This window comes from Streptococcus parasanguinis (assembly GCF_016648925.1).
Taxonomy (GTDB): Bacteria; Bacillota; Bacilli; order Lactobacillales; family Streptococcaceae; genus Streptococcus.
The window spans coordinates 20,586-33,804 of record NZ_JACLQX010000001.1 but is presented as its reverse complement, the minus strand read 5'-3'; the positions used below and the strand labels follow the sequence as shown (position 1 = coordinate 33,804).

General features: G+C 41.3%; 9 protein-coding genes. 8 read left to right on the top strand and 1 reads right to left on the bottom strand.

The window, feature by feature from the left end; translation table 11 throughout:
- The first annotated feature begins 358 nt into the window (after positions 1 to 358).
- The 4 genes from H7T97_RS00140 to trxA all read left to right on the top strand — a co-directional run bounded on the left by H7T97_RS00140 (position 359) and on the right by trxA (position 4,631).
- Positions 359 to 3,058: a Cna B-type domain-containing protein gene (locus H7T97_RS00140; RefSeq protein WP_201088906.1), complete on the top strand. Its 2,700-nt coding sequence runs from the start codon at positions 359 to 361 to the stop codon at positions 3,056 to 3,058.
- 411 nt (positions 3,059 to 3,469) lie between these two features.
- Positions 3,470 to 3,739, top strand: a complete 270-nt coding sequence (gene rpsO / locus H7T97_RS00135) for a 30S ribosomal protein S15 (protein ID WP_003004251.1) — start codon at positions 3,470 to 3,472, stop codon at positions 3,737 to 3,739.
- Between the two features lie 340 nt (positions 3,740 to 4,079).
- Positions 4,080 to 4,304: a DUF4649 family protein gene (locus H7T97_RS00130; protein ID WP_021154401.1), complete on the top strand. Its 225-nt coding sequence runs from the start codon at positions 4,080 to 4,082 to the stop codon at positions 4,302 to 4,304.
- A gap of 12 nt (positions 4,305 to 4,316) precedes the next feature.
- Positions 4,317 to 4,631, top strand: coding sequence for a thioredoxin (gene trxA, locus H7T97_RS00125; protein ID WP_003013593.1), 315 nt, complete (start codon positions 4,317 to 4,319; stop codon positions 4,629 to 4,631).
- Positions 4,632 to 4,681: 50 nt separating this feature from the next.
- Here the strand turns inward: trxA and pepF are convergent, their stop codons facing one another.
- Positions 4,682 to 6,478 (bottom strand): oligoendopeptidase F, encoded by a 1,797-nt coding sequence (gene pepF, locus H7T97_RS00120; RefSeq protein ID WP_195327162.1) that lies wholly within the window; start codon positions 6,476 to 6,478, stop codon positions 4,682 to 4,684.
- Positions 6,479 to 6,808: 330 nt separating this feature from the next.
- On the opposite strand from pepF, the gene H7T97_RS00115 reads away from it, so the two are divergent.
- The 4 genes from H7T97_RS00115 (at position 6,809) to H7T97_RS00100 (ending at position 12,690) form a co-directional block, all read left to right on the top strand.
- On the top strand, positions 6,809 to 7,774 hold the full coding sequence (locus H7T97_RS00115) for a hypothetical protein (RefSeq protein ID WP_195327161.1): 966 nt from the start codon (positions 6,809 to 6,811) through the stop codon (positions 7,772 to 7,774).
- 47 nt (positions 7,775 to 7,821) lie between these two features.
- Positions 7,822 to 10,467, top strand: a complete 2,646-nt coding sequence (locus H7T97_RS00110) for an SEC10/PgrA surface exclusion domain-containing protein (RefSeq protein WP_195487419.1) — start codon at positions 7,822 to 7,824, stop codon at positions 10,465 to 10,467.
- Between the two features lie 79 nt (positions 10,468 to 10,546).
- Positions 10,547 to 11,848, top strand: a complete 1,302-nt coding sequence (locus H7T97_RS00105) for a DUF6287 domain-containing protein (protein ID WP_195487420.1) — start codon at positions 10,547 to 10,549, stop codon at positions 11,846 to 11,848.
- 104 nt (positions 11,849 to 11,952) lie between these two features.
- A complete protein-coding gene (locus H7T97_RS00100) occupies positions 11,953 to 12,690 on the top strand; it encodes a hypothetical protein (RefSeq protein ID WP_021154407.1) in 738 nt (245 codons plus the stop codon).
- The last annotated feature ends 529 nt before the right edge of the window (positions 12,691 to 13,219 follow it).

Below are 13,219 nucleotides of genomic sequence, written 5' to 3'. Positions count from 1 at the left end.
AGGCTGGGACAAAAGTCCTAGCCTCTCAATTGTCTTTGGATTGTCGAGCAAGACGCAGTGGTTGAGTGGCCTCTACTACGCTGATTTCATCAGCTTTTATAGCCCTACTCAACTGTGCGGAGGTGGGACGACGAAATCGAATTCTAACGAATGACCGATTTCTGTCTCACTCTCTATTTTTCTTTGTATCAAAAAAATGTACTTAAAATACAAAAAGCATATATAATAGCTTGTCTTCTCAAAGTAAATCGATTATAATGAAAAAAGATGGGTTGTGCATAAAATCACAATATGTAGTGATAATTTTTCGACTCACATACCTTATCTAGTAAACGTAGAAAAAGGAGAAAAATCGTTTATGAAAAAGAGGCTTTATTCTGTTGTGATAGCAGTTGCCCTATTTTTGGTAGCGGCTTTAGGATTTGCCAAACCCAATAGTCCGGCTAAAGTCCATGCAGATACGATCAATGATGTTGTGACATCTGTAAACATCTCGAAATCAACTGGTGGGGCCATTACAGATCCACTCGGTGTTTGGGAAAGTTTTCAAGTTGAAGCAAACTTTGTGTTGCCAAATGGACGTGTAAAAAAGGGAGATCAGACCGTTATCCAACTTGGAGATGACTTTAAGGTCTTTGAAACGGATACCATTGACCTGCTGGATCCAAGTGGTCAAAAAGTTGCGACAGCAACGGTAGATGATCAAAGAAAAGTCATCACTGTAACCTATACGGATTATCCTGAAAGAATGGCCAATGTGACAGGGAAACTGCGTTTCTTTGCGCGTGTAGACCACCAAGTCGTCAAAGGGCAAAAGACACTTGATTTTACTCTCACGATCGATAAGAAAGTGATTTCAGGTGGGAATATCGATTACAAAGGGGTGAACCCGGGTGAAAATCCTCCTACTCCAGAAGTCTTTAGCAAATGGGGTTGGACCAACTCAGATAATAAATTAAAATTGACCTATACCTTGAACATCAATCAAGGTCACACAGCTCTTCATAATATTGATATTAAGGACCAATTGGCCTTTACAGATGGAAAAATCAAAGCAGATTCTATCAACATCCATACTGGAACTTGGCAGATCGATAACGAAGATGGTGCCTATCACTTAAGAGACACTACCAACGTCACGAAGAATTATTCCCCTGTTGTCAGTGCCGATGGTCAATCTCTAACGGTTCACATTGGGGATCTAGCTCCAGAACAAGGAATGACGATTCGCTATGATGTTTATTTGGACAAGGTCCCAGCCATCAATACTTCCTACAAAAACAATGCGAAGATGACAGCTACAGAAATCAAGGAGCAAAATAAGGTTGCAGATATTCTGTATCAATTCCTTGATGGAGACTTCAATGGTGAGAAATACTCCTTTACGATTCATAAAAAAGGTGAAAATGGTCAGGCTCTTGCAGGTGCTGTTTTTGCTGTGACAGCAGATGATACAGGTGAGCAAGTAGGAACCATTACGACAGATGAGAATGGTGTTGGTACCATTACGGGCTTGATCAAACAAGCTTATACGGTTCAAGAAATTCAAGCTCCAACAGGCTATGTTCTCTCTAAAGAACCTATCAAGATCAGCAAGGACGATTTTGGAAATGACCTCGCGATTTCTCGTGATGTTGTGAACCAAAAAGAAAAGACAAGCGTTGCTAGTCAAAAGACATGGAATGACAATGACGATCAAGATGGCAAGCGTCCGTCAAAAATCACAGTCAACCTCCTAGCAAATGGTGTCAAAGTCGCTTCTAAAGAAGTGAAACCAGATGCTACAGGAACTTGGGCTTATCATTTTGATAATCTCGATGTGGTCGATGATGCTGGCAATGTCATTGCCTACACTGTTTCAGAAGAACCTGTTGAAGGCTATGAAGCAACTATTGAGGGAACCAATATTACCAACACTCGGACACCAGAAGTTGTTGAGATTCCAGTAACGAAAGTTTGGAAAGACAATGACAACCAAGATGGTGTTCGTCCTGACAAGGTCACTGTTCGTCTCCTTGCAGATGGTACAGAAGTAGCTAGCCAAGAGCTAAGTGCAGCGACTGATTGGAAGACAGTCTTTACCAATCTTCCAAAATACAATCACGGCAAACAAATTGTCTACACAGTCACAGAAGACACAGTAGCCAATTACTCTGCTGCGATTGATGGAACAACCATTACTAATAGCTACAAGCCTGGTAAAACCAGCGTCACTGTTACAAAACGTTGGGAAGACAACAATGACCAAGATGGGAAACGTCCAAACACCATTAAGGTACAGCTTTATGCAGACGGCAAAGCTCAAGGAAAAGAAGTGGAACTTTCTGCTAAAAATAACTGGACTCATACCTTTAGCAATTTGCCTCTAAAAGCGAAAGGCAAAGAGATTCAGTACCAAGTGAAAGAAGTTGGAACAGTCAAAGGCTATACTAGTACGGTTGATGACAGTAACAAGGGAAATGTAGTGATCACCAATAGCCGCACACCAGAAGTAACGGAAGTAGCGGTCAAGAAGATCTGGGATGATGCAGACAATAAAGAGGGTCTTCGTCCTGAAAAAATCACAGTTCGCCTCCTTGCGGATGGTCAAGAAGTGGCTGTAAAAGAAATTACAGCTACTGATAATTGGCAGGCAAGCTTCACGGATCTACCTGTATACAAGGAAGGTAAGAAGATTGCCTACACGATTACAGAGGATCCAGTAGCAGGTTATACAAGCAACATTGATGGTTTCACGGTAACCAATCGTCATACGCCACCAACAACACCTCCTACCACCCCACCAAGCACACCGCCAACGACTCCGCCTACCACACCACCAACGACACCGCCAACAACTCCACCGACGACACCACCAACGACACCGCCAACAACTCCTCCTACAACGCCACCAAGCACACCGGAAAAACCAGAAACTCCAACTACACCAAAAGAAGGAAAGAAAAAAATTCTTCCATCAACTGGTGAAGTTGTTGCTTACGGATTGACCATACTCGGTGCCCTCTTAGCAATTTTTGCTTTGGCTTTGCTCTTGCGTGGTAAACGGAAAGAGAAATAAGCTTCATACCGATAAAAGAGGCTGGGACAAAAGTCCTAGCCTCTCAATTATTTTTGGATTGTCGAGCAAGACGCAGTGGTTGAGTGGGCTCTACTACGCTGATTTCATCAGCTTTTACAGCCCTACTCAACTGTGCGGAGGTGGGACGACGAAATCAAATTCTAACGAATTACCGATTTCTGTCCCACTCTCTTTTGAATAAGTTGCTTGAAGAATGATCCATCAAACTGTCCATATTCCCAAGGTTCTTTTTAGAAATGAGAAAAGCTCCTCTCAAAGGAAACATAAGTGTTTGACAGAAAGATGAAATCTTGGTAGAATAAGAAGGTCGAATAGACAACTAACTCTTTCTTGGTAGCAGGATATGCCAAACCTGCCACTCGGATAGAGCATAAAGAAAAGGAGCTTATCATGGCAATCTCAAAAGAGAAAAAAAATGAAATCATTGCACAATACGCACGTCACGAAGGTGACACTGGTTCAGTAGAAGTACAAGTTGCTGTCCTTACTTGGGAAATCAACCACTTGAACGAACACATCAAACAACACAAAAAAGACCACGCTACTTACCGTGGTTTGATGAAGAAAATCGGTCGCCGTCGTAACTTGTTGGCTTACCTTCGTACAAACGACGTTAACCGTTACCGTGAGTTGATCAACTCTCTTGGACTTCGTCGTTAATCTGCTCTATTTTCCACTTACGCTGCGTTGTCACCTTGCCTCGATATACTCGAGTATAATCTTCGGCTTCGGTTCCTAGCATCGTAAGGTAAAATAGACCAGATCTATCTCCCTTCGGGGAGATTTTTTGTTTTCAGAAGAAATCCGGTACAATCTTCGGTTCGTCGCCTTGTCTAGAAACGTTCTATCCAGCAAGAATGGAGCTCTCTGGATTCAGGGGGCTGTTTTCTTGTCTTTTCCTTATCGAACAAGATCCATCATTCTGAGGAAGTCGTTTTGTTTGACAGATGTAATATCTAGAGTTACAATTGATGCATCATAAGAAATAGAGGTTATCGATATGATTGAAATTACATATCTAGACGGTGCAAAACAAGAAAGAGTCATGCATTTTGATTCCTACGAAGAGTTTGAACGCTCCCAACAAGCCTGCTTGATTGGGGTAGCAGATTTTTATCCTGTTGTGAAACTGACCTATAATGGGTATGAATTGGATTACCAAGGGACTTACGGAGATGTCTTCTTCTATTTGATGAAGCAAGATTTGACGCAGTACCAAAACTAAAGGAGAAAGAAAATGGCAAAAGCAATTACAGACGCAACATTTGAAGCAGAAACCAAAGAAGGCTTGGTCTTGGTAGACTTTTGGGCAACCTGGTGTGGTCCATGTCGCATGCAAGCTCCTATTTTAGAAAAATTATCGGAAGAACTTTCGGAAGATGAGTTAAAAATCCTAAAAATGGACGTGGATGAAAATCCAGAAACAGCGCGTGCTTTCGGCATTATGTCCATCCCAACCTTGCTCTTTAAAAAAGATGGGCAGGTTGTTAAACAAGTAGCAGGAGTGCATACCGCAGCACAAATTAAGGCCATTGTGGCTGAGTTGAGTTAAAAAGCAAAAAAGCTAAAGAAGAATGAACCTTCTTTAGCTTTTTTTGAATTTTATTCTCCCAATTCTGCACTGTAGGCAATGATTTGATCCACAGTGTCCGAAAGGAATTGGATGGTATCGCGGAGTGGTTTGTCAGTTGAGATATCTGCTCCGATGATCATGGCTGACTCAAGTGGTGTCTTGCTACCACCTGATTTAAGGAGGTCTAGCCAATCTTTAGCTCCGTTTTCGGAGTTCTTCAAATGCAGGTAACCCGCTGTTGAGATAACCAAGCCAGCTGAGTAGGTGTAGCTGTAAAGCCCCATGTAGTAGTGGCTTTGGCGCATCCAGGTCAAAGCTGCGTCGTCATCGATTTCAACGGCGTCTCCCCAGAATTCTGTCAAGACTTCCTTCATGATGCTATTGAGTTTGCTAGCGCCGAAGGTTCCACCTTCTTCAATCAGGGTGTAGACCTTGCGTTGGAAGGCTGCTTCCAACAAGTGGGTGATGAAGTTGTGGAAGTAGGTATCTGTCAAACGGTGAGCCAAAGCAAAGCGTTTTTGACGAGGATCGTCAAACTGGTGTTCCAAATAGTCGCTGAGGAGGAGCTCGTTAAAGGTAGAAGGAGCTTCCACATAGTAGGTCGACATGTGGGCGTTGAAGTAGCTTTGGTTGTTGTCTGAGAAGATAAATTGACCAGAGTGTCCGATCTCGTGGATCAGGGTGTAAACATCACTCATCCGTCCTGTCCAGCTCATAAGGACATAAGGATGGACGCGGTATGGATCTGCCGCATAACCACCGGAATCCTTGCCTTCATTGGCTGCGAAATCGACCCAGCGTTCGGTTTGGTAGCGGGCAATTTCGTGTGAATATTCTTCTCCAAGTGGTGCGACAGATTTCATGACCAAGTCATAAGCGTCATCAATGGTAACGTCAGGGTTGAGCGCACTGTCCAAATCCAACTTCCAATCAGCAAAGGTCATTTTTTCAAGGCCGTTGACCTTGGCCACGTGTTTGAGGAATTTTTGAGCGACCGGAGCAAAGTCCTTCATGATCAGGTCAATCTGACGATCAAACATGGCACGATCCACTTCCTGCTCAGCTAGGAGATAGTCAAAGACAGAGTCGTAGCCCCGCATATCTGCAATCAGCTTTTCAGACTTAACTTGGGCTAGATAGGTAGCAGCAGCCGTGTTTTGGTGCTTGCGGAGACCTTCTGAGAAAGAACGAAAGGCTTTTTCACGGACTTCTGCATTCTCATGGTTTTGGTAGAAGTTTTCATAGGTAACAAAGCTATTCTTGTAAACTTTTCCATCCACTTCGAAATCAGCCATTTCAAAGTCGCCCGCCCGCATCTTGGTATAGATGTCTTGCGGTCCGTAGAAGACTTCACCAAGGTTGGTCAAGGTCTTTTCCACATCAGCTCCCAAGTAGTGAGCTTTCTTGATTTTGGCTTGGCGAATGGCAAAAGTGAGGTGAGGAAGTTGTCCCAGGCGTTCGAGGACATCTTCATCTGCTTCGACCAAAGCATCATCAAAGAAGGAAAGTTCGACGCTGGCCCAAGTTTCGAAATCCATTCCCGCTTGAGCAATTTCCGCAAAAGCTTCGTCGCCAAAGTCAGTGGTTTGTGGCATAAAGCTGTAGTTGCCAATGTGGCTGAGTTGGATCTGAATTTGTTCAAAGACCGCAAAGGCAGCTTCAAAGTCTTCAAAAGTGTGGAGCTTGCCCTTGTAGTTACGGACAAATTCATTGATTTCCTCGCGAGTCTTTTCAATGGCGCGCAAGAAGTCTTCCTGGTCTTGGTAGAGGGCTGTGAGGTCCCAGAGTTCGTTTTCAGGAAATTCAGAACGTTTTTTTAATTCCATAGTGTTCTCCTTTTGATCAAATAACTATACTAAGTATAGCAGAAAAAAAGACAGAAACATAGGGGGAGAGGGGAAAATGCTTGTGTAAAAATCTTGAAAAGAGCTGGGAAAACATTTTAGATTAAAATTTCAATTCTAACTACTATATTTAGGTAAGACATGGATTGAAATTTTGCTGATATACTAAGTACATCAGAGTATTGCATTTCATGCAATACTCAACACTAATAGCTATAAAGAATATAAGGATTGTTTGATAATTTTTTGTGGCAATTCTTATATTCAAAATTTTAGTAAAATGTTGCTAATTAGTGATAGGGGAGGTTATATATGGAAACAAGAGAAGAAATTGTCTCTAAATTAGAACTCATTCGTGAGAATATATTGGGATTTATTCAAGCCCGTTCACGTCAGGTTACACTTGTTAATCAAATGAGAACAGCCAAATTGATTCAACAAGATGAATATAACGACAACACATTGTCTCATAAATCCCTCAAGCTTGCTTTTTCAATTATGGTATTTTCAAGTATTTCGATACTATTAGGGGATTTATTGTATGTCATCTTACTTGGTGCTGTGAATCGATTAATCGGAGATATTATCTTTGAAGTATTATTCTTATCAGGATTTTTATTTCTATTGTATCGTCGTATGAAAGGTTCAAAGGATAGCTGGATTTATCCAGCGACACTGATTATGGGAGGGATCTTACTGGTATTCCCTCTACGTTTGCTTTTGACTCCTAATCCTATAACATTAATTCTACTTGGAGTATCAATTGTAGCCACCTATTTCATCATTCAAAATAAGCTGGAACTCATGATTGCGTTTGTGAATAAAGGTATTCGTAATAAAAATGAGCAGCATTTAAGAGATTACCAAGCAGTAGTTGCAGAAAATCAACGATTAGAATTGGCCTATCAGCAAGAGGGACGTTTGATGGAAAATTTCCGGAATCAAGCTGTAGCAATTGGTCAAGGATGGTACCCTAAAGATTATTATGCACTAGATGCAGTGAACTATCTTATTCACGCGTTTAATAATTTCAAAGCAGATAATATAAAGGAAGCAATTAATCTATACGATACATATTTAGACCGTGCAGCCCGTCGAGCCTTTGAGGCAGAGATGATCGAACTTGAAAAAGAGCAGATTATTAATCAAGAACGAATGATCAAGCTTCAAGAACATGCAAATATTTTAAGTGCTAGACAAATTGCAGAAACACAAGAAGCAGCTGCTGCATCACGTGCTGTAGCAAGTGAACTTGAGAATATTCGTTATGGAAGATAAGAAATCCGGGATAAATAGGTAGGGAAGTAAATAGAAGGAATATAATTATGAATAAAACAACAAAGAAAAGTATTGCTATCGGTGCTACTATTATTGCCGCTACTGCTGTAACTTCAGTTGTACAAGCTGAAGAAGCGCCAGTTGCTCAACCTCAGACAGGGACATCAGCAACTGTTTCAAATATTGACCATACTGCTGAGGTTACAAAAGAGGCAGTTGATACAGCAAAAGAGCAAGCTGATGCTGCGGCTAAAACGGTAACAGAACAAGAAAAGGTTGTCAGCGTGGCCGATCAAAAGGCTAAGGAAGCGGAAGCTGCTGAAAAAACGGCAGCAGCAACCTATGAAAAAACAAAAGAAGCTGCGAGGGAAGCAACTCCTGAAAATATTGCAAAAGCTGAAGAAGCCATTAAAACAAAAGAGGCTGGTGTGAAATCAGCTGAAGAAAGTGTAAAAACGGCTGAAGAAGGTGTGAAATCAGCTGAGACAGCAGAAGCCGAATCAGGAAAAAAATATGAAGAGGCTACTAAAAAAATAGAAGATGAAAAAGCAAAAGTCGCATTAGCCAAGGAAGAAGTGAAGAAGGCAGAACAAGCTCTTAATGAGACAACACTGACCAGAGCACAGGAGACAGTGACGATTGCGGGAAATAAACTGAAAGATGCAGAGTCTGTGAATAAAGCCGCTCAAGATGAATTGACTCGTGCAAAAGAATTCGACGCATCCCGTCAAGCTAAAATTGATGAAACAAAATCAGCTCTCGAAAAAGAACGTACTGAAAAGAACGTTCCTGCTCTTGAACAAGGTCTCGCTGATGCAAAAGCTAACGTAGAAGCAAAAGAAAAAGCTCTTGCTGAAACAAAAGCTAAAGCAGGTGTCGCTCAAGCTGAAGTTGATGAAGCTCAAAAAGCACTTGATGCAGCAAACGCCGCTTATCAAGAAAAAGTTGCTAAGTTGAAACAAGACGAAGCTCTCCGTAAAATCTTCGTTCCTGCTGACTATGCAAAACACGATATTAAGGACTACGAATGGTTCATCTCTCATAAAGATGAGTTCATGAAATTGCAACCAGAAATCGACTGGGATGCTTATAGCCAAACAGGCATTGGCTCTAATAAAGAAGTCGTCGATCTTGCAAATCTTACATCAGCTCAACGTAAAGAACTTGCTGAATTTACGGCTCAAATGTTGAATGACCTTAACCAACAATATTGGTCTAAACGCGAACCAGGTAAAACAATAGAACCTCTTCAATTGACAGTAGGTGGTCAAGAAATGGCTGACACTATCGCTCATGGATATTCTAAGTTCTATGCGGATAATGGAGGGACACCAGATAAGTTTAATTTTCTTAAAAATTGGGAACACCTATCTTCAATTCTTGGACAATACGGTGCGGGAGAATCTCTTGGGGGACTTTTACCAGAATGGCATAAAGAAAACTTTGACGGATACACTATGTTAAATATCAAACAAGACATTGCGAGCGCAATCCGTAAAATGATGTTTGCCGATGGTGACCAATCTAACGGTCACACAAAACATTTAATCACACTTCAAGGAACTGGTATTGGTATCGGTATAAGTTCTGGTGCGGTTCACATTTTGTCAACAAGCCGTGCTATGAACGAAGATAAGGCAGACTATATTAGTACTGATGCTGAATACAAATCCTCCCTTACTTCTTCGATTGCAGAGAAAGAACAAGCACTTCAGGCAGCAAAAGATAAGAAAATAGCAGCGGATAAAGCCGTTAAATCTGCTGAAAATGATCTTGCTTCTGCAAAATCAGCTCAAGTTGACGCTCAAACAAAATTGAACGCTGCTCAAAATGCTATTGCTAAAGCTCAAAAAGCATACGATGACGCGCTTGCGGTCAAAGAACAAACTCCAGCAGCTCAAGCTAAAGTAGTTGAAACTGCAAAAGCTCTTGAAACAGCTAAAGATGAACTTGCAACAGCTAAATCAAATCTTGCAAACTTGCAACAAGTTCGTGCACAACGCGAATCTGAATTAAAAGACGCTAAAGCTAAATTGGTTGCTCAAGAAGAAGATCTTAAACTTGCTCTTAAAACAGCAATCGACGCTGAAAACGATTTGAAAGCAAAAGGTCTTGCAACAACTGAAGCTAAAGCTAAAGTTGAACGTGCTAAACAAGCTGTCAAATCAGCAGAACAAGCCGTACAAGACGCAAAAGATTATCTTGAATTGCTCAAGAATGCTCCTACAAAACTTGCTGAAGCTGAAAAAGCACTAACTGAAGCAAAAGCTAAAACAGCTGAAGCTAAAGCAACTCTTGAAACAGAAGTTGCAAAACTTGAAGCTTTGAAAGTAAAAGCGAAAGTGGCTCAAGAAGATTACACTCGCGTCTTCGAAGCTTATCAAAAACTCGTTAAAGCGAAACAATTGGAAGAAGCAATTCGTCTCGAACAAGAACGTATCAAACACGAAGAAGAAACTCGTCGCAACGAACCAGTTCGTCATGAATCCACTCAAAACAAAGTGATGAAGACAATCGTCCCAATCGTAACAGGAACTCCTGGTGCAAACACACCAGTTGCAGCTCAAGAAGAACAAGCAAATATGAAGAAATTGCCATCAACTGGTGGAACTACAAGTACACTTGGACTTATGGGGCTAGCAATGGCAGCTCTAGGTTTTGTTGGATTGAAACGCAAACGCGAATCAAAATAAAAACACTATTTAGGCTGGGGAAACCCAGCCTAAAATGATATAATTTTAAGAAAAAAGTAAGTCGAATGGGGAAATTTTTATGAAAAAGGTTATGATTTCACTACTGGCGGGTGCGTCCGTTCTAGCTCTGGTGGCTTGTACGCCCAAACGCTATGAACGCCAAAGTAAAACAAAGACAGCAACGTCATCATCGGTTAAAAAAGAGAAGAAGGATACAGGTCAAAAGTATTATCAAGAGGTATTAGATCGCTATAAGTCTTATGCGGTTGCCATTCATACTAAGGACAAAACAGCTTTACAAAATGAACTGAAGAAGATCGAAGCAACTTCAGAAGAATATGCGTATGTCTTTAACCTTCAAACACTTGGGAGTACCAATGAGTGGCAATATGCTTTTGAGGATCTTAATCGTGATGGTAATGATGAACTGCTGATTGGGGATGGCAAAACGATTGCTGCTGTGTATTATTTGAAAGATAAGCAGCCAACCTTGCTCCATGTAGCCTATGTGGCTTCTGCAGGTGGCTATCGCTCTAGCTTAGAAGTTTTTGACAATGGGCAAATCGTCTATGCCACTTGGCAATCCCTTAATCCAGAAATGGAATTGATCCTATATTCACTAGGAAAAGGGGAAGCCAAGGAAGAAAAGAAAGCAACCATTCAAATTGGTGGGAAGGAAACAGCAGAGCAGGCTCTCGGTATTTCAGCCAAGAAGTTAGACCTCAGTAAACTTGACTGGAAAACATTTGATGGTACAGGATACTCCAAATCAACAGCTAAAGCAGAAGAGAAAAAATCGGAAAGCTTTCAAGTACAAGTTAGCGTGGCCGATCTTCGTATTCGAAAAGAACCGTCTACTTCAGCACCCTCTGCAGGGATGATCTCAAAAGGAACTCACACCATTACGGAAACCGTAGATGCCGATGGTCATACCTGGGGCAAGCTTGAATCTGGACAAGGCTGGATCGCCCTTGACTTCACAACGCGTGTGGATGGTTCTAAATCAGCAAGCACAAGTAAGAAAAGCAGTGGAATGAATATTCAAGAAATTCAGAACGGTGATTTTTCAAGTATTGCAGGGACCTGGAGAAATGGGAAAGGAATGAGTGTAACATTTGATGATAACGGTATATCAAAGATAAATGGTGCACCAACAGATCAGGTTGTAGACCGCTTTAATCATGAATTTGGATACTTAAGTAGTAGTGTTCATTCAACTGCCCCAGCTGGTGCTTCAGCAATGAGTTTTTTCCCAGCAGGTCAAGAGTTTCCTGCATCATTAAAATATGGAAATTTTTCTGTTGATAATAGTAAGGATATTATTTATTGGGGTCAGAATGTTATTTCAGATCAAAGCGACTTGTTCTATAAGGAAGACTAAAAAAGGTTAGAAAAACAAAAAATTATATTTGCTAGTGGTCTCTTCATTGATACTGAGTAAATAGATTTCCTTTGATAGACTAGGATAAAAAAATAGGAGATATTGTGAAAAAATTTATTATTTTATTCTTAACAGTTGGTTCGGTAATTTCCCTAGCAGCCTGCGCCCCAAAACGCTATGAGCGTAAGCACAGTCCAGTAGGAGCTTCATCGGTCAAAAAATCATCTGACAAGGCGCAAGAAAAAGAACAGTCAGAAGAAGCTAAGTCAGATGAGCATGATAAAGAAGCCATTGGGACCTTGTCAAAAGCGGACCAAGCGGATATCTACTCGATCATTGAAAACAGTGCGTCTTTGACCTATTCACTTCAGGTGCAACCGACTCGCTTGCTAGAGTTGAACAATGATCACGGTGCGGTTGATGGTTACCCGCAAGACATGTTCATTGATTACTACAATACCTATACGCCGGGAACCTATAATCTGCAAGATGTCATTGATAAATTGAATGCAGAAGAGACATCGGACTCTATCCGCAGTCTGTCACAAGACAAGCTGATCCAACTGACAAACGAAAAGAAGGACGGCTGGCTCTATTCGACAAAAGACAAGGCCTTCTACGAAATTGTACCTGGTGGTCGTGGAGGAGCGATGCCACCGATGGAAATCCCTTCGCCTGATGAATGGGTGGTCAATGAAGATTCAGTTGAAGTGACAACGACTATCCAAGGTACTTCCGATCCATACAGACGTTTTGTCTTGAAACGTAACAATAAGAACTACAAGGGTGGAAGCCATAAAACACGCTTTTATGTCGACAGTACAGAATTCGCGAAATCTTAAAAATAAATAGAAGCTATACCTGGATCTAAAATTTTTATATAGGTCTCTTGGAAGATTCGCAGAAAAAGGCCCTTAAAGCCTTTTTCTTTTGGGCTTGAATATGTTAAAATAAAAGGTATACGTGCTTGGATACAAAGATGAGGATATAACAAATAGATGGGCTCTTGAAATTCCTATCTCGTTGAGTTGGGTAGCCTTAGTATCTTGAGTAATTGAATTTTGGCCTCATTTCTTAGGAAAAAAGATAAGCTTCCTAGCACTCATCGAGTGCGGCGTCACCTTCCTATTTTTCTACAGAAATGTTCGGCAAGCCGAACCGTCCAAAATATCTTGATAGTTGAACACGGGCTAATCCCCTAGTGAAAAAGATAGATTTCCTGGTGTGCGTGGCACACTGCGTCAATCTCCTATTTTCATACGGGATTCTTCACGCCCTTTGTATCCTGATGAACTGAATTTTGGCCTCATTTCTTAGGAAAAAAGATAAGCTTCCTAGCACTCATCGAGTGCGGCGTCACCTTCCTATTTT